Below are 21,767 nucleotides of genomic sequence, written 5' to 3'. Positions count from 1 at the left end.
ACCGAATCCTTCGACTCCCAGGTCGGACAGCGCTGATTTTCCGCAGAGTTGAAACCAAACAATATCGGCATTTTCCATCGTCGACACCTATAGAATTTCTTGTAGTTGGAATCGATCCGTTTCTGGAATTCCAAGCGGGCGCGTGGTCGGTTGTTCATGTGGTTTTCTACGTACTCAAGGTCTGCGGGTATGTGGATGCTCAGCCATTTCTTTGCCTTGATCCCATGTCAGGGACTGCTTCAAGTTCTCCGGCAGAGCTCCTAATTTCTCTACCAACCCTTCACAGAACGCATCAATCCTGCTTTTCGCGGGTTCCATCCAAATCAAGAGCAGGTAATTCGAGTAGCGCTCAACGACTGTTCCGATGCATGACGCGCCGTTCTTGCCGATAATCAGATCGCCTTCCCAATGGCCTGGCACGCTGCGCAGCCCAGCGTCTTCAGGTCGCTGGCTGATATTGATCATGTTCTTGTTCTGTCCCCGTTTCCCGCCACCGGTACGACGAGGTTTGCGCACTGATCGGCCTGTGCGCAGCCGGGCTTTCAATTCACACTGTAAGCGTCCCACAATCTGTCCTGGAGAATAGTTCTCATCCAGCCGCTGCTGCACCCACTGACGCAAACGCTGATCAGCTGCGAACTTCGACGGTTTCGACCGGCGACGAGCATTCCACGCTGAACGATGCGCTCGTGCAGCCCGGAATTGATGACGGGTTTTCGCATACGTGTTATTCCGAATCTCACGACTGATCGTTGACGGCGCACGCCCTAACTGAGCAGCAACCTTTCGAATCGATAAACCAGTCGCCAGCAGCGCCTGAATCTGACAGCGCTCCTCATACGACAACAACCGCCGCAGATTCTTCCACGCCGGTGGTTTCATCCCACCCACAGAAGCCGAATACCGCAAAGCCGCCGTTTCCAACAGCCCTACATCTTCATACGACGCTCTCATAGGCCAACCCTGCCAGAACCGAGCCACCGCATCATGATCCATCCACCACACAAACATCGAACACAGCACAACACCCTCCACAAGAAATCAGGCGTTGCAACCACCACCTGACGCCTCTGATCTACAACGCCCCTTGTGAGAAGCTGTTCCTGGAATAAGGTCAGTACCTCACAGGCGAAGCCGTCGTTGAAAAACCATCACCGGGCGAAACAGTCGTCAGCGGCAATAATGTGATCGTCGATGCCAGCGGCGAAGAAATGTACGACATAAACGACTTCCTGACATTCTTCTATCGTTGGGTCTTCTTCTCGATTTTCTGCGGAACCCTGCTGACGCTGCACGGATTCCTGCCAAAAGTGCGCACCGGGGCAAAGGACTGACAAAGTGCGCCCCGGATCTTTTCCAAGATCCGGGGCGCAGCTGCTGTGTTCAGAGTGAGCCGGATGAGTCGGTGAGGCTCATTCACCCTGCTTGCGCGTTAGGCGACTTCGAACAGACCAGCAGCACCCATACCGCCGCCGACGCACATCGTGACGACAACGTACTTGGCTCCGCGGCGCTTGCCCTCAAGCAGAGCGTGGCCGGTGAGGCGGGCGCCGGACATGCCGTACGGGTGGCCCACCGAGATCGCTCCGCCGTTGACGTTGAACTTCTCCGGGTCAATGCCCAAGCGGTCACGGCAGTACAGAGCCTGCACCGCGAAGGCCTCATTGAGTTCCCACAGGCCAATGTCGTCAACCGTCAGACCGTGCTGTTTGAGCAGTTTGGGCACGGCGTAGACCGGCCCGATGCCCATTTCGTCCGGGTCCAGACCGGCAACCGCAATGCCGCGGTAGATGCCCAGGGGCTCAAGCCCACGGCGGGATGCTTCTTCTGCGGACATGAGGACGGAGGCCGAAGCGCCGTCGGACAGCTGTGAAGCGTTGCCGGCGGTGATCGTCGGGTTGTCGGAGTAGTCCCCCGGCGGCAGAACGGGGTTCAGTCCCGCCAGTCCTTCCAGTGTGGTGGAGGGGCGGTTGCCCTCATCGTGCTCCAGGACGGTTTCGACTTCGGAGATCTCCTTGGTCTCTTTGTCCTGGACCAGCTTGACCGACGGCAGCGGGACGATTTCATCATCGAAGCGTCCTGCCTCCTGTGCTGCGGCGGTGCGCATCTGCGACTGGTAGGAGTATTCGTCCTGCGCTTCGCGGGACACACCGTAGCGGGCAGCGACGACCTCTGCGGTTTTCAGCATCGGCATGTAAAGATCCGGCTGGTGCTCGGCAAACCACGGGTCACGGGAGCGGTACTGGTCGGCGAAGTGTTCGTTCTGGACCAGCGAAATCGATTCGACTCCCCCGCCGACGGCGATGTCGAAGCCGTCGACGATGATCTGCTTGGCCGCCGTCGCAATCGCCATGAGGCCGGACGCGCACTGCCGGTCGATTGTCATACCGGCAACCGAGGTGGGAAGGCCCGCCCGGATAGCTGCCTGACGTCCCAGGTTTGTGCTCTGGGCACCGTGCTGCACGGCCGCACCGAGAATGACGTCGTCGACTTCGGGGCCCTCTAGACCGGCCCGCTGAACCGCGTGCTTAATGGCGTGGCCGGCAAGCTCCTGCGGCATGGTGTTGTTGAAAGCACCCCGGTAGGCCTTGCCGATCGGTGTGCGCGCTGTTGAAACGATGACTGCGTCTGTCATGTGTCCTCCTGTGTGGGATGTGGGTTGGTCGCTGGGGTTTGGGTCAGCCGCGGGGTCCGCCGGCAACGTAGAGAACCTGACCGGACACGAATCCGCTGGCTTCCGAAGCGAAGAACGCCGCAGCATTGGCAATGTCCTCGGGCACACCGCCGCGACCCACAGGGATGGCGCTGACAGCCCGTTCGACGAACGAATCAAAGTCCATGCCGACGCGTTCGGCGGTGGCCTTCGTCATGTCGGTCTGGATGAATCCGGGAGCAATTGCGTTGGCTGTCACCCCGAACTTGCCCAGTTCAATCGCGTAGGTCTTCGTCAGTCCCTGCACGCCGGCCTTTGCGGCCGCATAGTTCGACTGACCGCGGTTGCCCAGTGCCGATGTGGAGCTCAGCGAGATGATGCGGCCGAACTTCTCAGCCACCATGTACTCCTGGCAGGCCTTCGTCATGAGGAAGTTGCCCTCCAGGTGCACGGCAAGCACCTTCTGGAAGTCGTGCAGCGGCATCTTGAACAGAAGATTGTCCAGAATGATGCCGGCGTTGTTGACCAAGACCGTGGGCGGGCCGAGTTCGTCAGCGGTCTTCTTCACCGCCGCCTGCACCTGTTCTTCATCCGACACGTCAGCGCCGATGCCGATGGCTTCGCCACCTGCCGCCTTGATCGCCTCAACTGTGTCGCGCGTGTCTTCTTCCTTCAGGTCGAATACCGCGACCTTGTGTCCATCAGCGGCGAGGCGTTTTGCTGTTGCCGCGCCGATTCCGCGGGCGGCTCCGGTGACGATTGCTGTGCGTGCCATAGATCATTCCTCCTGGTGGTTCTGCGTCTTTGCTGAAAACCTGGTGCGCTTCCTTTTCTACCGCTCAGTCAGAACTTTCCGCAAGAGGTGTCCACAAGGCAGAAAGGGCCGGTGGGACGCTCATGGTCCCACCGGCCCCTTCTGCCGCGGCTGAAGCTCAGCGCTTCTTGCGCTTTTCGCGGATGCGCATGGAGATCTCAATCGGGGTGCCTTCGAAGTCGAAGACCTCCCGCAGACGCCGCTCGATGAACCGGCGGTAGCCGGGATCGAGGAAGCCGGTGGTGAACAGAACGAACTTCGGCGGCCTGCTGCCGGCCTGGGTTCCGAACAGGATGCGCGGCTGTTTGCCGCCCCGAAGCGGGTGGGGGTTGGCCGCGACAAGCTCAGCCAGGAACGCGTTGAGCTTGCCGGTGGGAATGCGGTTCTCCCAGCTCTCAAGCGCCGTTTCCATGGCCGGGACCAGCCTTTCGACGTGTCGGCCCGATTCGGCGGAGATGTTGACGCGCGGAGCCCAGCTGATGTGGCCGAACTCGCGTTCGATCTCACGTTCCAGGTTCCACCGGCGCTCATCGTCCAGCAGGTCCCACTTGTTGAACGCCACGACGAGGCCGCGTCCGGCGTCGATGACGTTGCGGATGATCTTCATGTCCTGGTCGGAGATGACCTCGCTGGCCTCCAACAGGACCACTGCGACCTCGGAGCGCTCAAGCGCGGTCTGGGTGCGCAGTGAGGCATAGAACTCTGAGCCGCTGGCGTTCTTCGAGCGCTTGCGGATGCCTGCGGTGTCGATGAAGCGCCATTGCCGCCCGCCGAGCTCCACCAGTTCATCCACGGGGTCACGTGTGGTTCCGGCTTCGTTGTCGACGACTACGCGCTTGTGGCCGACGATCTTGTTCAGCAGCGAAGACTTGCCGACGTTGGGTCGGCCGACGAGTGCCACGCGGCGCGGTCCACCGCGTTCCATGGCCTGGTCGATCTGCGACTGTTCGGGCAGGATCTTCAGAACCTCATCGAGGAGGTCTGCCACACCGTTTCCGTGCATGGCGGAAATTGGGTGCGGCTCCCCCATGCCCAGTGACCACAGTTCGGCCGCGCTCAGCAGATCTTTGTCGCTGTCGACCTTGTTCGCCGCGAGCAGCACCGGCTTCTTGGTGCGGCGCAGCATGCGCACAATGTGTTCGTCAGTTGCCGTCACACCCGTGCGAACGTCCACGACGAGAACAACGGCGTCGGCAAGCTCAACGGCAACTTCAGCCTGTTCGGCAATGCGCGAAGCAATGCCCTTCGAGTCGATGTCCCAACCGCCGGTGTCGACGAGCGTGATCTTACGGCCCGCCCACTGCGCGGGGTAACTCACTCGGTCACGCGTGACTCCTGGAATGTCTTCCACAACAGCTTCCCGGCGGCCGAGAATTCGGTTGACGAACGACGACTTGCCCACGTTCGGGCGGCCGACAATCGCCAGCACGGGCGCTGGGCCGTCGTCTTCGTCGTCATCGTCAAAGCCTGCGCCATAGGCGTTGAGCAGGTCCGCGTCTTCGTCTTCGAGGTCGTATTCCTGCAGTCCGGCCAGCAGCGATTCAGCGCGCTTCTGCGCGTCGTCATCGCTGATTTCGCTGATCCGGCGGGCGAAATCATCGTCTTGGGTTCCGGCGTACTCCTCAGCCACGCGCTGCCTCCACCAGGTCGAGGACCGCCTGCACGGAAGCTTCGAAGTCGATGTCCGAAGTGTCGAGTGTGTGCACGCCGTCTGCCGCGGTGAGGAAGCTCGTGGTCTTCGAGTCCTTTTTGTCGCGGCCGATGACGTTTTCGGCGGTTGCCTTCATCGTCGCTTCGTCAACGCTGCCGTGCAGCTGTTGGGTGCGGCGGGCAATGCGGACTTCGTCGCGGGCGGTCATGAGGATGCGCACTTCGGCATCCGGGGCGACGACGGTCGTGATGTCGCGGCCTTCGACGACGATGCCTGGTTCGGCCGCGTTGATGATCTCGCGCTGCTTTTCGATCAGTTCAGCCCTGGCATCGGGTACAGCGGAGACGATCGTGGCGTTGGAGGTCACTTCGTCGGTGCGGATTTCCTCGGTGACGTCGATGCCGTCGACTTCGATGTAGAAGTTCTTCGGGTCCGTTGAGATTTCGAGGTCGCAGCCGCGGATCTGCTCGACGACATCGCCGGGTTCTTCAACGCCGCGGTTGAGGCACAGCCACACCACTGCGCGGTACATGGCACCGGTGTCGAGGTAGCCGAAGCCCAAACGCGAAGCGGATTCGCGCGAAACGCTCGATTTGCCGACTCCGCTGGGCCCGTCAATCGCAACTGTGGTCATGCTGTTCCTTCTTGTTCGAGTGCGGCTTCGGGCAGGCGCCAACCGCGCTCCCGCAGGCCGCTGATGAGGTCGATTTCACTTGCCGGGAGGACTGAAACGTCAACGGAGCCCAGTTTAACGCCCGTGGCGTGGTCCATTCGCATGTCTTCGATGTTGACGCCGAGTTCGCCGATGTCAGCAAACAGACGCGCCAGGGCACCCGGGGTGTCGTCGACGACGACTGTGACGACGGAGTATCGAGTGGGTGCGGAACCGTGTTTGCCGGGGATCCTGTCGCGCCCCTCGTTGCCCGCCGCGAGTGCTCCGGCGAGCGCAGCATAGGCGCCGGGCCCCAGGTCAAGCGCGCTGATGACGGTGTCGAGGTCGTCGCGCAGGCCTTTGAGGACGGTGCGGATTTCGGCCGCGTTGCCAGACAGAATCTGGGTCCACAGGCCGGGGTCAGAGTCTGCGATCCGCGTGGTGTCGCGCAGGCCCTGACCGGCCAGGGCGATCCCGTCTGCCGGCATGTCGCGCAGCTGAGCCGCCATGAGCGAGGCGACAACCTGCGGGGCGTGGGACACTCGCGCGACCGAGGAATCGTGGAAGTCGGGGTCGAGGTGGATAACGGCTGCTCCGACCGCTTCGGCTATGTTGACGATGTGATCCAGGCGCTCTTTCGGGGTGTCCTCGTCAGAGCAGACCACCCAGGGGCTTGCGGTGAAAAGGTCACCGCGGGCGGCGATTGCCCCGGACTTTTCGCGTCCGGCCATGGGGTGAGAGCCGATGTATCGGTCGAGTTCGCGTTCACGGGTCTGTTCGCGCACCTGGGCGAGAATGGCTCCCTTGACGGAGGCCACGTCGGTGACGGTTGCCCGCGGCCACGTGCGCAGTGCTGTGACGATGATGCCGGCGCACACGTCCGGTGGGGCGGCAACGATGACGACGTCCGGGTCGGTGGGGTTTTCGCGGGTGCCCGCCCCCATGTCGGCGGCCAGGTTGACCGCGGTCGGCGACAGGTCTTCCAGCGTTACCGTGTGTCCCGCGTCGGTCAGGGCCAACCCGAGCGATGTGCCCAGCAGGCCAGTGCCGATGATGTGGACGTTCACATCTTCACCGCTTCGAACAGCGCGCCGATTTCGTCTGGCCGCAGCGAGCGGACTTTGCCCTGTCGCTGCTCTGCCAGTTCAATGGGTCCGAACTTCGTGCGGACCAGGCGGATGACGGGGTTGCCGACAGCGTCCATCATGCGACGGACAATGCGGTTGCGGCCTTCGTGCAGCACGATTTCGACAAGCGAGACACCCTGAACGGTTTCGATCAGCTTGAAGCTGTCGGCGTGGGCCAGGCCGTCATCGAGTTCGATTCCGTCGCGCAGGCGAGCGCTGACGTCTTTGGCGATTGTGCCGCGCACCTGAGCCAGGTAGGTCTTCGGGATTTCGTAGGAGGGGTGCGACAGGCGGTTGGACAGTTCACCGTCGTTGGTCAGCAGAAGCAGACCCTCAGTTTCGTAGTCCAGTCGACCCACGTGGAACAGCCGTTCGGGGCGATCTCCCACGTAGTCATCGAGGTTCTTCCGCCCCTCCGGGTCGCCCATGGATGAGACAACCTTCCGGGGTTTGTTGAAGGCGAGGTACACCTTGTCGGTGTGGGTGGTGATCGGCATTGCATCAACTTCGACGCTCTGCTTGTCCGGATCGATGCGGGTGCCGAGTTCGCGCACCTGCGTGCCGTCAACCGACACGCGACCGTCGACGATCAGCTGTTCGCACGAGCGGCGCGATCCGAGACCGGCATCTGCGAGCACTTTCTGCAGGCGCACGCCGTCGCTTGCGTGCACATCACGCGACGGCTGGTGGCGTTCAGCGCGCTTGCGACGCGAGGGCCTTTTCGAGGGATGGCCGGGGAGGCGAGAGTCTTTCGTGCTCATGTCCCCCATTGTCGCAGAGGCCGGGCCGGCTGTGCCCGGCGAGGGCCCACCTGCGGGCCTCAGTCGTCGGCGGGCACATCCTCGGGCAGATAGGGGGCGATGTCCGGAAGCTGGTCGAGGCTGTCAATGCCCATCGATTCGAGGAACACCTGGGAAGTCACGTATTGGCGTGCTCCCCCGGCGTCGTCGCCATCGACTTCGACGATCAGTCCGCGCATCAGGAGGGTGCGCACAACCCCGTCGACGTTGACGCCGCGGATGGCGGAGATGCGTGCACGGGTGACTGGCTGGGCGTAGGCGACGACCGCGAGTGTTTCCAACGCGGCCTGCGACATCTTCGATGATTGACCTCGCACGAGGAAGCCCTTGACGTTGTCGAACTGCTCTTCGCGCGAACTGATGCGCCATCCGCCGTTGGATGCCCGCAGCTGAAACCCTCGGCGAACCGAACCACCGTGTCCGTCATAGTCGGCGGCCAGGTCGGCCAGTGCCTTTTCGACGGAGTCCTTGTCAATGCCGAGCCCCTGGGCGAGGTCGTCGGCAGTGAGCGGTTCAGCGGAGATCATGAGCACCGCCTCGAGAGCTTCGTACCAGTGTTCGCGCACGTCAGTCCTCCCTGTCCGGTTCCGCGTCCTGTTCCGATTCGCCCAGGTCAGCGCTGCGCAGCTCCTCGCCGGCGGCAGCGGCAACGACGCTCAGCGGCCCCAACGGGGTGTCCTGCTGCAGATCGCACAAGTGGGCTTTGAAGAGTTCCAGCAGCGCGAGGAACCGCGCCACCACGACGAGTGTGGTTTCGGCACCGGCGGCGAGTTCTGCAAAGTCGATCCGCCCGCGGCTGGCAAGCTCCCCCAGGATGACGGAGCGCTGCTCGGCAACGCTGACGTGCTCGAGGTGCAGGTGGTCGACTGCCACGGCCGGCGGGGTGTGGTCTCGGCTGATGGCCGTGGCGTAGAGGGCTGCGATGACTTCTGGGGTTGCGGTGAACTTAAGAGGCGGAAGGATGTCGCGGAACTTCTCTTCAAGTTCGGGGGTGCGCGGGATCCGCATGCCCGCTGCGGTCATCTGCTCGCGAAACAGCAGGGACACCTGTTTGTAGGCGCGGTACTGCAGCAGGCGGGCGAACAGGAGGTCGCGGGCTTCAAGAAGTTCGAGGTCGAGCTCGTCTTCCACTTGGCCCTGCGGCAGCAGGCGGGCTGTTTTGAGGTCGAGCAGAGTTGCTGCCACCACGAGGAAGCTTGAGAGCTGTTCGAGCCCCTCCGTGGTTGACGCGTGGTCGGTGTCGCGCAGCTGGTTGGTGAAGGCCAGGAACTCGTCAGTCACCTCGGCTAAGGCGATGTCGGTGATGTCCAGGCGTCGTTTGGCAATGAGGTCGAGCAGGACGTCAAAGGGTCCCGTGAAGACGTCGAGCTCAACCGTGAACCCGCCATCGGCACCGTCCGCACCGTCTGCGGCTTGTGCGGGACCGGGGTTTTTGACCGTGTCGATCAGGGTGCGCCCCCGCGGGCGATGAGTTCACGGGCGAGTGTCCGGTAGGCCTCGGCTCCGCGGTGGGACGATGCGAACGATGTGATGGGCTCTGCTGCGACGGACGCGTCGGGGAACTTCACGGTGCGGTTGATGACGGTTTCGAAGACCTTGTCCCCGAAGGCTTCGACGACGCGCTGCACAACTTCTCGCGAGTGCAGTGTGCGGGTGTCGAACATGGTGGCGAGGATGCCGTCGATTTCGAGTGCCGGGTTGATCCGCTCCTGCACTTTTTCGATGGATTCGACCAGGAGCGCGACACCGCGCAGCGCAAAGAATTCGGTTTCGAGCGGAATGATGACCCCGTGGGCCGCAGACAGCGCGTTGACGGTGAGCAGACCCAGTGAGGGCTGGCAGTCCACCAGGATGACGTCATATTCCGGGGCGAGTTTCTGCAGGGCGCGATCGAGAGCGCGTTCGCGGCCGACTTCGCCGACCAGCTGCACTTCTGCGGCAGAAAGGTCGATGTTTGCCGGCAGCACGTCGATGCCCTCAACGTCGGTGCTCTGGACGACGTCGTGCGGGTCCAGGCGGGAGTTCATGAGCAGGCTGTAGACGCTCTGGTCAACGCTGTGCGGGTTGATGCCGAGCCCCACCGAGAGTGCTCCCTGCGGGTCGAAGTCCACCAGCAGCACGCGCCTGCCGTATTCGGCCAGCGCTGCCCCCAGGTTGATCGAGGTGGTGGTTTTGCCGACCCCGCCCTTCTGGTTGACGATCGCGATGATCCGCGCGGGACCGTGCTGTTCAACCGGCGGTGGGACTGGAAAATCAGTCAGCGGACGTCCAGTGGGCCCCATTTCGGGGACATCGATGTCGATTTCCTGCTGGTTGTCCACACCACTCACCTTTCTCTTTGCTGCTGTTCTTCTAGCCTACCGCGCCCGGGGGTGGGCTGATGCAAATACTTCACGCAGGGACTGCACCGTGACCTTGGTGTAGATCTGCGTGGTCGACACCGAGGCGTGCCCCAGCAGCTCTTGCACCGCACGAATGTCCGCACCGCCTTCCAGCAGGTGCGTTGCGCACGAATGCCGCAGGCTGTGGGCCGTCACACCGGTCAGTCCCGCGGTCTCTGCGGCAGTGCGCACCGCCGCCCACGCGGACTGGCGGGTGAGCCTCCCGCCCCTTTGGTTGATGAACACGGCCGCGGTGCTGCCGCGGCTGAAGGCGGTCCGCCCGCGGGTCAGCCAGGCACCGAGCGCGTCAACTGCGTGACTGCCCAGCGGCACGATCCTCTCTTTGCTGCCCTTTCCGTACAGGCGCACAGCCCCGCCGTCGAGGTCGAGGTCGTCAATGTCGATGCCGACCGCTTCGCTGATGCGCGCCCCGGTTGCGTACAGCATTTCCAGAAGGGCCCTGGAGCGCAGGCTCACCGGGTCATCGCCCGCGGTTGCGGCAATCATCGATTCGACTTCGAAGACTGTCAGTGCCTTCGGCAGCCGGCTGATGTCCTTCGGCAGCTGGACGTCAACGGTCGGGTCGATCCGACCAGGTGCCTCTGCAGCATAGAACGCGTGGAACCTGCGCAGAGCGGACAGGGCGCGGGCCCGTGACGATGCCGCCGCTCCCCTTTCGGCGAGAACTTCCGAATACCGGCGCACCACCTCGGGATCGACCTGCGCGAAGTCCCTCAGCCCCTCGTCGTCCAGGAACCGCAGATAGTCAGCCAGATCCCGGGCGTAGCCGTCGATGGTGTTCTGTGCCAGGCCGCGCTCCAGGCGCAGCATCGTCAGGTACTCCTCGGTGGGCTGCCGCAGGGCGCGCGGTGCATCGTCCGGGAGCAGCTGTGCTCCTCGTCTGGCCATATCAGCCGTGCAGGTGGCGGTATGCGGGCCACGCGCAGTCGGCCGGTCGCAGACCGGACCATCCGCCGGCACGCGATGCGTGGGCGTGCAGGATGGCCAGCTGCGCGGTGGCGTTGCCGATCCTGCCCTCACGGACCGCCTCGAATGCCTCACCCAGCGGGGTCCAGCGCAGCACGAGGCCGGCCTCTTCGCCTTCGCGCACAAAGTCCGAGGCGTCCGCGGCTAGGTCACGGGCCAGGTAGATGCGCAGAACTTCGCTCAGACCACCGGGCGAGCTGAGCTGGTCGGCAAGAACCGCCCAGGAGCCAGCCTGGAGGTCAGCTTCTTCACTCAGTTCGCGCTGAGCGGCCAGCAGCGGATCTTCGCCCTGCACATCGAGCAGACCGGCTGGGATCTCCCAGTCGCGCTGACGGACGGGATGCCGGTACTGCTGGATGAGGAGGATCCGGTCGTCGTCATCGACTGCGGCAATGCCGACCGCTCCCGTGTGGTCGACGAAGTCCCGAGTCAGACCGGCTGCTTCCGGCAGGTCGACCGTTTCGCGGCACACGTCCCACACGGCACCGCGAAACACGACTTCCCGCCCGTGGGTCGGATAGTCGACCAGCTGATCAGCCAGCTGTGGTCGTTCAGGCATTGAGGGTCTCGGCGTACGCGTAGAGTTCCAGCAGCGTTTCGACCAGGTGGTCCCGGTTGCCGCTGCGGACGCGTTTGCGAAGCGCGAAGCCGTCGCTGATCCGGTCGGCGGGGCTGCCCGCGTAGCTTGCGATCGCCTGGCCGATTTCGTCTGCCGTGTTGGCGACCGTGGCGTGCGGGCCGTAGGCCCTGGCCAGGCGCTCATTGCCGACCACGATGGTGGCTTTGCCGACGTTCATGACGTCGTCGGAATCAAGGCCGGTCATGCGGGCAGACGCAATGACGATGTCTGCGGCATTGACGACGTTGACGGCATCTGAAGGTGCTGCAACCGTGACGTAGTCCAGGGCGTGGGAGAGCTTTTCGAGGTGCGAACGGACTCCGCCGCGGCCGGTGAAGACAACCCTCCAGCGGCGGTCGGACTGGGTCTTGTCAAGCGCGACGATCGCTTCGACCACCTCGGTCAGTTCCACGGTGTCTTTGGCTTCGATCGGCACGGCGATGACCATGCGGCCGTCATCGGCGGACAGGCGACGGCGCATCTTCTTAGCGGACACGTTCGGACGCGGGAAGCCCTGATCGTCGGTGCGCACAAGCTGGGCCCGTTCAGCGACGGCGACGTCGTCTTCGTAGTCGGCAACAACCCGCTCCGTGGTGCCGAGAACCGCGGTTGCTGTGCGGGCGACAATCGAGTGCTGCGCGCCGAAGAGGGAATCGTCTTCGTCACGGCCGACGGTTGCGATGATCGGCGGGTGCATCCTGGTGGGCAGACCGGTCAGACCGAGACCAGCAAGCACGGCCGCGTGCCGACCGTGGGCGTGGACGACATCGATGTGCCGGTAGATCTTGTGCAGGCGAAATGCCGAGGTGCCCGCTGACAGGTCAAACGCTGACGGTCGGGCGGGAATGTCGATGTGCCGCAGCTGTGGGTGCTGGGCGCTCAGGGCCTGGAATACTTCTGCCCGCGAGGCAACCGCGACCCGGTATCCGCGTTCGAGTTGGCCGGCGATGATGGTCGCGGCGGTGTCGGCAATAGGCGAAGACGCCTCGGTCAGAACATGCAGAATGCGCTTCTGCGGGGCCAGCGTGTCGCTCACGTGTAACTCCTTCTTCCCTTCCAAGCCTACTTCTTCATACCGGGGTACAGTTCTTCGGCGCGCTGGCCGAAGCCGTAGGCGGCGGGTTTGCCGCCGTCGATGAGGTCTGCTGTCGCCAGCACCGTGATGACGGCGCCCGCGCTGGTTTCAATGCCGTCGACGGTCGTTCCCGTGCGGTCTGACCTCAGCTGGTGGATCAGCCCGCTGTTGCCCAGCGGTCCAGCAACTACGAGCGGCAGTGTGCCCTGCATTTCTCGGATCGCTTCGATGTAATCGCCGGTGTCTTCGGCAGGCTCAGCTGTTTCCCCTCCGCGTGCCTGTGCCACAGCGGTCCCTTCGCCCGCGACAAAGACAAGCGCGTCGACTTTGCCCGCCTTGCCGCCGGTGATCCGGCCGTGGTCGCGCAGGATCTTCAGGACGTCTTCTGCTTCTTCTTCCGACAGCGAATCGGCTGCGCTGCCAACACCCCACACTTCGGTCAGTGCTCCGGCGACTGCCTGCGTGGGGTCTTGAAGGCCCGCATCCACATATTCGCGCAGGCTCTCGACCAGGTCGCCCTGCGGATCTTCCGCCGAAAATGTCGTCTTGGTGAAAGTGCCACCTTCAACGACTTCTGCGCCCGCGGCTGTCAGCTGCTGCTCGAGCCCGCGCACATCTGCACCGGCGGCTTCTTCTGCGCGGATGATCGAAACGGTGTGGTCACGCATTTTGCCATTGATGAGGTCCGGTGCATTCGCTTCGACGAACTCGTTGAGGCTGCTGGTTTCCTCACGGCTCTTATCGAGATCACCGCGCAGGTTGTCACGGTCCTCGCGCAGTGCCTGCACTTGGTCCTGAAGGGACTGGCCGATGGGTGCTTTGAGGGGGCCTGCGCCCAGCACAATCCCAACAGCGAGCGCCAGGAACACCGAAAACAGGGAAACCAGATGGTAGCGGAAGTCGATCACGGGTTCTCAGCCTTGGATAACGGACGGTAGATGGGTGTGAAGCAGTGCGTCGGAGCGTGGGCTCCCGCCTCCGAAGAGTCCGAAGAAGCCGTCGAGCTGCGCGGCGATGAGCTCCAGCAGAAGGCGCCCGGACTCGGTGGCCGCCAGAGCTGCGGCGAGCGCCAGCAGGCCGGCCAGGGCGAGCACCAGCAGCTGCCAAGATCCTGCGCGCTGCCGATAGAGCAGCGACACTCCCTTGGCGTCGACGACGCGTGACCCGAGGATCATGCGGACCACATATGCCGACGGCTGGCTTTCAGCACCGGCGTGGGCGTATTCGATAACGGCCGGTGAGCCCACGGACACGATGAGCGGCGCTCCGAGTGCGTCCGCCAGCAGCAGGCCGGCATCTTCATTGGTTCCGGCGGTTTTCAGGACGTCGTAGTGCAGTCCCTCTTTTTCCAAACGCTGGATGCCTTCGGCAGGGCGGTCTGGACCGTAGTGGGCAATGAGTACTGCGCCGGACAGAAGCGGCGAATCGCCCACGGCGTCGAGGTTGCCGATCACAATGTCGGGGCGGTGACCGGCCTCGAGCAGCGCGTCGGCGCCTGCATCAACGCCGATGAGCAGCGGACGGTATTCCCGAATGTAGGACTTGAGCATTGCCAAGTCCTCTTTGTAGTTGTACCCGGCGGATACGACCAGCGCTTGGCGTTTGAACATCGATTTGGGGATGTCCGGCAGGTCGAGTGCGCTGAAGAGGAGGTCGGGATGAGCGTGAACGAACGTCGCCATGTCGTCGACGAGGTCGGCGATGATCCCGCCGTGCCCTTTTTCAACAGATTCTGCAGTGTCCACGGGGCTATTCTTTCACGCCGCTGAAGGAGGATTTTTCCTGCGCGGCGATCGCCAGGAGTTCGTCTGCGTGTTCGCGTGCCGAATCGGATTCGGCCAGGCCGGACAGCATGCGTGCCAATTCGTGTTCCCGTTCGTCCCGGCTGAGCACGGTCACCCCGGAGACGACGCCTTCTCCGGCGTCGTCCTTGGCAACCGTGACGTGGTTGTCCGCCCACGCGGCGACCTGCGCCAGGTGAGTGACGACGATGACCTGCGAGTGCTGGGCCAGCTGTGCCAGGCGTCGACCGATTTCAATGGCGGCCCGGCCGCCGACTCCGGCGTCGACCTCGTCGAAGACAAACGTCGGGAACGCCACACTGCGGGCCATGACCACTTCGATGGCAAGCATGACGCGCGACAGTTCACCGCCGGAGGCGAGTTTGCCGATTTCGCCGGGCACGGTCGATGAGTGAGCGGCGAACAGCAGCGACACGCTGTCGCAGCCGTGAGCGGCCGGTTCGGCTTCTTCGATGTCAAAGGTGATCGACGCCTTCGGCATGGACAGCGCGGCGAGTTCAGCACCGACAGCCTGTGAAAAGCCGTCCGCGGACTTCTTCCGCTGTTCGGTCAGCTGCGCGCCCTTCTCGAGCATGTCCGCTTCGGCGGCTTCGACCTGCGCATCCATTGTGGCGAGGCTTTCACCGGCTTCGCGCAGCCGCAGGAGTTCCTCACCGGCCTGTGTTTCAAACGCCAGAACCGCCGAGGTGTCCTCACCGTAGGCGGACAGGGAGCCGAGGTCTGCACGCCGCTGTTCGATGTCTTCGAGTGACCTTTCGCCGAGCTCGTCAAAGCCGGACAGGTATTCACTCAGTCGTGCCGCCCGGTCTGACAGCTGCAGACCCAGGTCGGTCAGAGCCGAGGCGTGCTCCGTGAGGGTTTCATCCGCTGCGGCCGCCTGGTTCAGCTGTGCGGCGGCCGCATTGACCTGGTCGACGGCATTGGCGGCGTCGTCCCAGTCGGCACCGGTGAGTGCCGCCTGGGCCGCTGCGACCGCAGTTTTGAGTTCGTGAGCCGATGCCAGCCGGTTGGCAAGGGCGGTCAGTTCGGCGTCTTCGCCCTCGAGCGGGCGGACTTCCTCAATCTTTTCGAGCGCGGTTTCCAGGAACTCAATCCGCTGTGCTCTTTCGGTCGAGGTGGCGGTCAGTTCGGCGTGCTCTTCTTTCAGGGAGGTCCACTTGGCGTAGGCCGCGGAATAGGCATCGCGCACCTTGGCAAGTTCGTCACCGCCGTAGCTGTCGAGCAGTTCGCGCTGCCGGGTGCGGCTGCGCAGGGTCATCTGCTCGGACTGGCCGTGCATGGATACGAGTTCCTGGCCGATGTCTGACAGCAGGCCGGCCGGAACGGTGCGTCCGCCAGCGGTTGCCCGAGCACGACCGGACGCGGGAATTGTCCGAGTGACGATGAGTTCGCCTTCAGCTTCCCCGCCGGCGTCTTCGACTCGCTCAGCAACTGCGGGCTGGTTGTCGATATCGAAGATTCCCTCAACAACCGCTTTGTCTTCTCCGGCGCGCACAACGTGGCTGCCGCTGCGAGCGCCCAGCAGGAGGTCAAGGGCGGTGACGAACATCGTCTTGCCAGCCCCGGTTTCTCCCGTGACGACTGTCAGACCGGGAGAGAGCTCCACCTCGGCGGCCTTTATCACCCCGAGGTTCTCAATGCGCAGAACCTCAATCATCGCGGGCCCCCGGTCCGCGCCAGCCGGCGACCGGCAGCTGGAATTTGGCGACCAGACGGTCGGTGAACACGCCCTTGTTCAGGCGCGCCAGCGGCACCGGAACGGCCGAGCGGCGAGCTTCCACGCGTGCACCTTCCGGCAGGTCGAAGCGGAAGCGCCCGTCGCAGAAAAGGACAGCCCTTGTGCCGGGTGTAACGGGCTGGAATTCCACGCCTAGTGTCGAGGACGGCGACACGACCAGCGGAGTGGAGAACAGGGCGTGGGCTGAAATCGGCACCATGAGGAGCGCTTCGACGTCCGGCCAGATGATCGGCCCGCCGGCGGAGAACGCGTAGGCGGTCGAACCGGTCGGGGTGCCCATGATGACACCGTCGCAGCCGAATGACGAAACGGGACGGCTGTCGACTCCGACAACCACTTCGATCATCGAGGCGCCACGGTCTTTTTCCACGGTTGCCTCATTGAGCGCCCAGTCTTCGTGGATCACCTCGTCGCCGAGGGTGACGGTGATGTCGAGGCTCATACGCTGTTCGACAACGTAGTCGCGGGCGATTGCGGCTTCGACGGTGTCGTGGAGATCTTTGCGTTCGGCTTCTGCGAGAAAGCCCACGTGGCCCAGGTTGATGCCCATGATCGGCACGCCGGTGCCGTGGAAATGAGATGCCGCGCGCAGGATCGTGCCGTCCCCGCCTAAGACCATGACGAGTTCGGGGCCGGTTTCAGAGTCGAGTTCAGCGAAGTCGCTGAGGACCTCAATGCCGGTCAGATCCAAGTCGCCATAGGACGACAGGCTGGCGTATTCGCGCTGTGCGATCACCGGTGTGATTCCGCGGTCGATCAGGCTTGCGCACACAGTCTGCGCAGCCGCGCGGGCACTCTTGCGGTGCGGATGCACCACGACGACGATTCTTCGATTCACCGAGCCTCCTTGCCACCCAAACTATCAGCCCGGTTGCCCTCCCGCTCTGTTCGAGCGGGGATGGTCAGCGGGTGCTCGGCTCCCGTGCGTATGTGCTCGGCAATGCTGTCAAGGTCGAGGCTCTCCCCCGCCGAGGTGGAGCTCAGGGGCCGCTGTGTCTGCCCCTTGTGCACCCACAGGAAGTATTCGATATTGCCCGTCGGTCCCGGCAGCGGCGATTGGACGATCCCGCGCAGGTGAGCGCCCAGGCTTTCGACGTGTTCTGCAACGGAGCGCACAGCTTCGGCACGGTCCTGCGGATCGGTGACCACGCCGTGTTTGTCCAGGGCGCTGCGGCCGGCTTCGAACTGCGGTTTGACCATGAGCAGAAGATCACCGTCGGTGTTCTCCAGCAGCGGACGGGCAATGAGGGTCAGCGAAATGAACGACACGTCGGCGACAGTCATCTGCATCTTGTGACCGTCGAGCCAGTCCTCCGTGAGCTCCCGAAGATTATGCTCTTCGAGGCTCGTCACCGCCGGGTTTTCGCGGAGACTCGAGTCGAGCTGGTCCGTGCCGACGTCGACCGCCCAGAGATGCTCGGCGCCTCGTGACAAAAGGACCTGAGTGAAGCCGCCCGTGGACGCTCCAGCGTCCAGGCACTTCAGTCCGGTGGCATCAAGTGCGAAGGCGTCGAGCGCGCCGATGAGCTTGTGGGCGGAGCGAGCAACCCAGGGGTCTGCGTTGTCGACGGTGATGTCGGCGGCAGCACTGACCGGGGCAGAGGGTTTGTTGGCGATCTTGCCGTCGACTGCGACCCGTCCGGCGCGGATTTCGCGTTGGGCTCGGTTGCGGGAACGGACCAGGCCGCGCTCCACGAGGGCTGCATCCAGGCGAAGCGTCATGATGCGCGTGCGTCGAGAATCGATTCGATGCGGTCAATCAGCGCTTCTGCGGCTTCAACCGCTTCTGGTGTTTCCGCGCTGAGAATCGCGTCGAGCTCGGCCCGCAGGTTCTGCTCCTCACGGTCCGGAGTGGGAGGCGGCTGCGGTTTCGCGCCGGGTGTCGTGGAGCCAATCATGCGAAGCGCTCCGGAAGGGTTCCAGCGTCCAGCGGGCGATCGAGGTGCGCAGACAGAGCGAGAGCCGCGGCTGTGGCGTGTGCGTTTGGTCCCGAGTGAACGATGCGGTTGTCTTCTACGTGCACGCGGGCTTCGCCGCACACGGCGGTCTCACCGTCGCAGCGGACGGCCGGGATATCTTCAACGGTGGCGCGGACTGTGGCAATCGATGCGGTAATGACGTCGGGCTGCTGGCTTGGCGGCAGTGCCAGGGCCGAGTGGACGGAGTCGACGCCGGTGAGCACGAGGGCTGTCCGCATACCGGCTGCTTTGCCCGCAGCGATGTCGGTTGCGATCTGATCGCCGACCATAACGGTGTCGCTCATGTTCTGGGCTTGTGCTGCAAGAGTGAGCATGGTGGCTTCGGGTTTGCCGAACACATCGGGATCGATGCCCGTACATTCCTGCACGATGCGCACAAAAGAGCCGTTGCCCGGGAAGAACCCGGTTTCTTTCGGTAGGCGCAGGTCAGGGTTGGTTGCACAGAATTTCGCGCCGGCGCGCACTGCGGCGATTGCGCAGCACAGATCGATGTTCCCCACGTCGGCGGCAAGCCCCTGGAGAACAGCGTCAACTCGCTGCCTCTGGCTATCGAGTTCGTCGACGAGGTCAGCAGTCGGCAGGACGGGTTCGAGGCCTGCCTGCTCCACACAGGCGGCAAGGAATTCGCTGCCGACGATGAGCACGCGAGAACGCTCCGGCAGCACTTCTGCGAGGGACTGGGCGCCCGCAATGGCGGACGTCATGACCTGGCTGTCGGCGATGTCGACGCCGAAGCTGCGAATGTGCTCAGCCATTGCAGCGTTGGAGCGCGAAGCGTTGTTCGTGACGAAGGCGATGGGGCTTTCAGCAGCGAGTTCGCTCAGCGCCGCACCGGCCCCGGGAATCTCCGCTTGGCCGGTATAGACAACACCGTCGAGGTCGAAAAGCCAGCCTGTCACAGGTCGAACATGGGAGGAGTGTCTCCCGGCTCCGGATCGTCGTCCACGCTCGGCTGGCGCTTGGCTTCTGCGTCCTCGGACTCGGCTTCCTGAGCAGCGTCGATGTCGGCCATGATTTCGGCCATTTCCTCGTTGATTTCGTCTTCGAGGGTGTTGCCTTCGGCCACAGGAACAGGCCCATCGGCAGCGGGGGCGTTTTCAGCGTCGTCGTCTTCCGCTGCAAGCTCGGCCTCTGCGGATTCAACGGTTTCAGCAGCGTCAGCTTCTGAATCTGCCGGAGCACCTTCGGCAGGTTCGGTGTCCGCGGATTCCGCGTTATCAGACGCCTCCTCGGCCTGCACGTCTTCGGCGGGGTCTTCTTCGGTCTGCTTGTCGTCGACGGGTTCGTCTTCGATTTCTTCTTCGATGACGATGATGTCGACTTCTTCAGAAGCGTCGGTCAGGCCGGTGCGTTCGGCGGTCACCTGCGCGAGTTTGTCGTATTTGTCGGCAGTTTCAGTGTCGCCGCTGACGCGCAGCAGATCGGCATAGGCCTGTAGCAGGCGGATTGCGCTTGCGGGCTTGTGCCCCGTGAATCCGATGTCTTCAATCGTCTTTCGCGCTGTTTCAAGGTCACCAAGATCAGAGTGTGCACCGGCAGCGACGATTGCCAGTTCGAGCCAAGTGTCGGCGTTCAGATCGCTGCGATTGGCATCGGTGAACATGTCGATGGCTTTTTGCGGCCTGCCGCGGCCGCGTTCGGCATCGGCGATGACCGCGAGGTTGTCCTTGGAACCGGTGATCCGCATGTGCGTGCGAAGTTCGCGGGAAGCTTCGTCGTACAGGCCTTTGTGGTACGCGACGAGGCCGAGTGCTTCGCGTGCAGCACCGATTCGGCCTGCGCTGCGTGCGGCGGCTTTTGCGTGTTCGTAGGCCTGGTCTAGGTCAATATCAAGCAGGAAGCCTGCGGCCACAATGTGCTTGGCGGTCCGTTCAGAGTTTTCAGCACTCAGGCCGCGCAGTTCTCCTTTGACGTGGCCGGGGAGTTCTTTTCCTGTGATGCCCTCAGGGATGGGCGGGGCATTGAAACGTGGGCGGTCATCACTCTTTTTGGGGCGACGGTCCGAGCGCTTGTTGTCTTTGAAGCGCGGTTTTCCGTCCCACTTCTTCCGACGGTCACCATCGCGACGCTCACCATCCCAAGAACGGCCATCGCGGCGACGTTCACCGTCCCACTTCTTCCGACGGTCACCATCACGGCGCTCACCATCCCAAGAACGACCATCGCGGCGGTTGTTCTTGCGCTCAGGTCCGGAATCACGGCGCTGAAAGCGGCTGCCGCGGTCTGGACGACGTTCGCTGCGCTGTCCGTCGTGTGATGATGATGAGTTCGCCACTGTTCTCCCCTATTGAAATCTGCAGGCTACAGTCTACCGTGAACGCGTTTCTGAGCTCGTCTGGATGCTCACAAGCCGTGTGAGTTCAGATACTCCGAGAATTCGCGCACGATTTCGGCCGCGCTCTGTTCCCTGCATTCGGCCCATCCGGTTCCAGCCCAGAGATTCTGCCAAGCGGGGTCATCGCCAGCTGCTTTCTTCAAAGAACCGACCAGAGTATTCACCTGTGGGTATCCGATCACGGCTTCAGCATCAAAGCGATCAATGAACTCGTTGCGCAAACCCCTGGCTGGACGTCCAGAAAAAGCACGCGTGCGCGTGGTTTCGGTGTATGAGCCTTCTATGAGCGCCCGGCGGTGGCAGGGTTTTGTACCTGCCTCATAGCTGGTGAGGAAACGAGTTCCAAGCTGAACAGCGTCAGCACCTCCTTCCAGCAATGTTGCTGCGTCTGCGGGTGTGCCGATGCCTCCAGCGGCGACAAGCGGAAGGGTGACCTTGCTGCGAGCTTCGTCAATGAGCTCCAGCAAAGATGTTGTGCTCGGTTCAGCTGATTGGTCAAACTGTCCGCTGTGGCCCCCAGCATCGGGTCCTTGCAGAATGAGGAAGTCAGCACCGTACTCTGCAGCTTTGAGGGCTTCGGCGAGGGTGGTGACGGTTATGCCGACGCGAATGCCGGCTTTCCGAAGAGCGAAGACAACGCTGCTGTCAGGAAGTCCGAACGTGAACGTGCAATAGCCAAGTTGGCGCTGGAGAACAATATCGACTTTGGCATCGAAGGAGTCATCGGTGAACGAAGGAACTGCAGGTAAGTCGAGGCCAAACTGAGCAAACGCCGGCTGCAGGGCATTTCTGTAGAAATCGAGATCTTCGTCTTTGGGGTGGTGCGCCTCCGGAACAAAGAGGTTGACGCCAAACTGCCGGTCGCCGACATCGGCAATCTGCTGGTCAAGGGCCTGTGGGCTCAGATACCCGCCAGCTAAGAAGCCGAGTGCGCCCGCATCGCAGACAGCCTTGACCAATGACGGTGTTGCAGGTCCGCCAGCCATAGGGGCTTGGATGATACGAGTCGAAAAAGTTGTGGCCATAGGACCACACTACATAGCAAGGTGTGAAAACTGTCTGTAAATGGGTGAAGGCCCTGACGGGGGTGTGGGAGCATTCATACTCGACCATCCCCCTTTGTCAGGGCCTTCGTTATGGGTGATTGCGGCGGT

Annotated in this window: 23 protein-coding genes; 1 reads left to right on the top strand and 22 read right to left on the bottom strand. The window is 63.1% G+C overall.

Annotation, left to right across the window (positions count from 1 at the left end):
* Positions 1-174: 174 nt before the first annotated feature.
* Positions 175-954, bottom strand: coding sequence for an IS30 family transposase (locus HMPREF3092_RS11070; RefSeq protein ID WP_176745719.1), 780 nt, complete (start codon positions 952-954; stop codon positions 175-177).
* Positions 955-1,184: 230 nt separating this feature from the next.
* Here HMPREF3092_RS11070 and HMPREF3092_RS11365 point away from each other — a divergent pair, with 230 nt between their 5' ends.
* Entirely contained in the window at positions 1,185-1,334 is a 150-nt protein-coding gene (locus HMPREF3092_RS11365; RefSeq protein ID WP_157452705.1) for a hypothetical protein, read from the top strand.
* Between the two features lie 98 nt (positions 1,335-1,432).
* On the opposite strand, the gene HMPREF3092_RS09880 is transcribed toward HMPREF3092_RS11365, so the two are convergent.
* The 21 genes from HMPREF3092_RS09880 to HMPREF3092_RS09775 all read right to left on the bottom strand — a co-directional run bounded on the left by HMPREF3092_RS09880 (position 1,433) and on the right by HMPREF3092_RS09775 (position 21,638).
* Complete coding sequence (locus HMPREF3092_RS09880; RefSeq protein WP_070424762.1) at positions 1,433-2,635, bottom strand: acetyl-CoA C-acyltransferase; 1,203 nt, start codon at positions 2,633-2,635, stop codon at positions 1,433-1,435.
* A gap of 43 nt (positions 2,636-2,678) precedes the next feature.
* The gene (locus HMPREF3092_RS09875; RefSeq protein WP_070424761.1) at positions 2,679-3,428 is read right to left on the bottom strand and encodes an SDR family oxidoreductase; all 750 of its coding nucleotides are present in this window, start codon (positions 3,426-3,428) and stop codon (positions 2,679-2,681) included.
* 157 nt (positions 3,429-3,585) lie between these two features.
* Entirely contained in the window at positions 3,586-5,097 is a 1,512-nt protein-coding gene (der, locus tag HMPREF3092_RS09870; protein ID WP_070424760.1) for a ribosome biogenesis GTPase Der, read from the bottom strand.
* Positions 5,090-5,752: a (d)CMP kinase gene (cmk, locus tag HMPREF3092_RS09865; protein WP_061944359.1), complete on the bottom strand. Its 663-nt coding sequence runs from the start codon at positions 5,750-5,752 to the stop codon at positions 5,090-5,092. The genes der and cmk overlap by 8 nt, the downstream gene beginning before the upstream one ends.
* Entirely contained in the window at positions 5,749-6,837 is a 1,089-nt protein-coding gene (locus HMPREF3092_RS09860; RefSeq protein WP_070424759.1) for a prephenate dehydrogenase, read from the bottom strand. Before HMPREF3092_RS09860 ends, cmk begins: the two co-directional genes overlap by 4 nt.
* Positions 6,834-7,658: a pseudouridine synthase gene (locus HMPREF3092_RS09855; protein ID WP_070424758.1), complete on the bottom strand. Its 825-nt coding sequence runs from the start codon at positions 7,656-7,658 to the stop codon at positions 6,834-6,836. The genes HMPREF3092_RS09860 and HMPREF3092_RS09855 overlap by 4 nt, the downstream gene beginning before the upstream one ends.
* Before the next feature lie 59 nt (positions 7,659-7,717).
* The gene (scpB, locus tag HMPREF3092_RS09850; protein WP_070424757.1) at positions 7,718-8,263 is read right to left on the bottom strand and encodes an SMC-Scp complex subunit ScpB; all 546 of its coding nucleotides are present in this window, start codon (positions 8,261-8,263) and stop codon (positions 7,718-7,720) included.
* Position 8,264: 1 nt separating this feature from the next.
* On the bottom strand, positions 8,265-9,023 hold the full coding sequence (locus tag HMPREF3092_RS09845) for a segregation and condensation protein A (RefSeq protein WP_083274361.1): 759 nt from the start codon (positions 9,021-9,023) through the stop codon (positions 8,265-8,267).
* 119 nt (positions 9,024-9,142) lie between these two features.
* On the bottom strand, positions 9,143-9,979 hold the full coding sequence (locus HMPREF3092_RS09840; RefSeq protein WP_231864047.1) for a ParA family protein: 837 nt from the start codon (positions 9,977-9,979) through the stop codon (positions 9,143-9,145).
* A 75-nt stretch (positions 9,980-10,054) separates the two neighbouring features.
* Positions 10,055-10,987 carry a tyrosine recombinase gene (locus tag HMPREF3092_RS09835; protein ID WP_070424754.1) on the bottom strand — a complete coding sequence of 311 codons (933 nt, stop codon included), beginning with the start codon at positions 10,985-10,987 and terminating at the stop codon, positions 10,055-10,057.
* Position 10,988: 1 nt separating this feature from the next.
* Complete coding sequence (locus HMPREF3092_RS09830; protein WP_070424753.1) at positions 10,989-11,624, bottom strand: NUDIX domain-containing protein; 636 nt, start codon at positions 11,622-11,624, stop codon at positions 10,989-10,991.
* Positions 11,617-12,720 (bottom strand): glycosyltransferase family protein, encoded by a 1,104-nt coding sequence (locus tag HMPREF3092_RS09825; RefSeq protein WP_070424752.1) that lies wholly within the window; start codon positions 12,718-12,720, stop codon positions 11,617-11,619. Before HMPREF3092_RS09825 ends, HMPREF3092_RS09830 begins: the two co-directional genes overlap by 8 nt.
* 26 nt (positions 12,721-12,746) lie before the next feature.
* Complete coding sequence (locus HMPREF3092_RS09820) at positions 12,747-13,667, bottom strand: copper transporter (RefSeq protein WP_070424751.1); 921 nt, start codon at positions 13,665-13,667, stop codon at positions 12,747-12,749.
* 6 nt (positions 13,668-13,673) lie between these two features.
* Positions 13,674-14,504, bottom strand: a complete 831-nt coding sequence (steA, locus tag HMPREF3092_RS09815; protein ID WP_070424750.1) for a putative cytokinetic ring protein SteA — start codon at positions 14,502-14,504, stop codon at positions 13,674-13,676.
* A gap of 4 nt (positions 14,505-14,508) precedes the next feature.
* The gene (gene recN, locus HMPREF3092_RS09810; protein WP_070424749.1) at positions 14,509-16,218 is read right to left on the bottom strand and encodes a DNA repair protein RecN; all 1,710 of its coding nucleotides are present in this window, start codon (positions 16,216-16,218) and stop codon (positions 14,509-14,511) included.
* A complete protein-coding gene (locus tag HMPREF3092_RS09805) occupies positions 16,211-17,137 on the bottom strand; it encodes an NAD kinase (RefSeq protein WP_070424748.1) in 927 nt (308 codons plus the stop codon). The genes recN and HMPREF3092_RS09805 overlap by 8 nt, the downstream gene beginning before the upstream one ends.
* The gene (locus HMPREF3092_RS09800; protein WP_070424747.1) at positions 17,134-18,021 is read right to left on the bottom strand and encodes a TlyA family RNA methyltransferase; all 888 of its coding nucleotides are present in this window, start codon (positions 18,019-18,021) and stop codon (positions 17,134-17,136) included. The genes HMPREF3092_RS09805 and HMPREF3092_RS09800 overlap by 4 nt, the downstream gene beginning before the upstream one ends.
* The gene (locus tag HMPREF3092_RS09795; RefSeq protein WP_019175333.1) at positions 18,018-18,197 is read right to left on the bottom strand and encodes a hypothetical protein; all 180 of its coding nucleotides are present in this window, start codon (positions 18,195-18,197) and stop codon (positions 18,018-18,020) included. The genes HMPREF3092_RS09800 and HMPREF3092_RS09795 overlap by 4 nt, the downstream gene beginning before the upstream one ends.
* A complete protein-coding gene (locus tag HMPREF3092_RS09790; RefSeq protein WP_070424746.1) occupies positions 18,194-19,177 on the bottom strand; it encodes an HAD-IIA family hydrolase in 984 nt (327 codons plus the stop codon). The genes HMPREF3092_RS09795 and HMPREF3092_RS09790 overlap by 4 nt, the downstream gene beginning before the upstream one ends.
* On the bottom strand, positions 19,174-20,553 hold the full coding sequence (locus tag HMPREF3092_RS09785) for a tetratricopeptide repeat protein (protein WP_141738020.1): 1,380 nt from the start codon (positions 20,551-20,553) through the stop codon (positions 19,174-19,176). The genes HMPREF3092_RS09790 and HMPREF3092_RS09785 overlap by 4 nt, the downstream gene beginning before the upstream one ends.
* Before the next feature lie 68 nt (positions 20,554-20,621).
* Positions 20,622-21,638, bottom strand: coding sequence for an NAD(P)H-dependent flavin oxidoreductase (locus tag HMPREF3092_RS09775; protein ID WP_070424743.1), 1,017 nt, complete (start codon positions 21,636-21,638; stop codon positions 20,622-20,624).
* Positions 21,639-21,767: the final 129 nt, after the last annotated feature.

This window comes from Brevibacterium sp. HMSC24B04 (assembly GCF_001806835.1).
In the GTDB taxonomy this organism is placed as follows: Bacteria; Actinomycetota; Actinomycetes; order Actinomycetales; family Brevibacteriaceae; genus Brevibacterium; species Brevibacterium ravenspurgense.
The sequence above is the reverse complement of the archived record's forward strand: the minus strand, read 5'-3'. Positions and strand labels throughout refer to the sequence as shown.

Excerpts from the sequence above, each read along its gene's own strand:
- recN (WP_070424749.1), bottom strand. The coding sequence starts at position 16,218 with ATGATTGAGGTTCTGCGCATTGAGAACCTCGGGGTGATAAAGGCCGCC.
- HMPREF3092_RS09835 (WP_070424754.1), bottom strand. The coding sequence starts at position 10,987 with ATGGCCAGACGAGGAGCACAGCTGCTCCCGGACGATGCACCGCGCGCC.
- HMPREF3092_RS11070 (WP_176745719.1), bottom strand. The coding sequence starts at position 954 with ATGAGAGCGTCGTATGAAGATGTAGGGCTGTTGGAAACGGCGGCTTTG.
- HMPREF3092_RS09830 (WP_070424753.1), bottom strand. The coding sequence starts at position 11,624 with ATGCCTGAACGACCACAGCTGGCTGATCAGCTGGTCGACTATCCGACC.
- HMPREF3092_RS09800 (WP_070424747.1), bottom strand. The coding sequence starts at position 18,021 with ATGACGCTTCGCCTGGATGCAGCCCTCGTGGAGCGCGGCCTGGTCCGT.
- HMPREF3092_RS09855 (WP_070424758.1), bottom strand. The coding sequence starts at position 7,658 with ATGAGCACGAAAGACTCTCGCCTCCCCGGCCATCCCTCGAAAAGGCCC.
- HMPREF3092_RS09875 (WP_070424761.1), bottom strand. The coding sequence starts at position 3,428 with ATGGCACGCACAGCAATCGTCACCGGAGCCGCCCGCGGAATCGGCGCG.
- HMPREF3092_RS09775 (WP_070424743.1), bottom strand. The coding sequence starts at position 21,638 with ATGGCCACAACTTTTTCGACTCGTATCATCCAAGCCCCTATGGCTGGC.
- HMPREF3092_RS09840 (WP_231864047.1), bottom strand. The coding sequence starts at position 9,979 with ATGGGGCCCACTGGACGTCCGCTGACTGATTTTCCAGTCCCACCGCCG.
- HMPREF3092_RS09880 (WP_070424762.1), bottom strand. The coding sequence starts at position 2,635 with ATGACAGACGCAGTCATCGTTTCAACAGCGCGCACACCGATCGGCAAG.
- HMPREF3092_RS09795 (WP_019175333.1), bottom strand. The coding sequence starts at position 18,197 with ATGATTGGCTCCACGACACCCGGCGCGAAACCGCAGCCGCCTCCCACT.
- cmk (WP_061944359.1), bottom strand. The coding sequence starts at position 5,752 with ATGACCACAGTTGCGATTGACGGGCCCAGCGGAGTCGGCAAATCGAGC.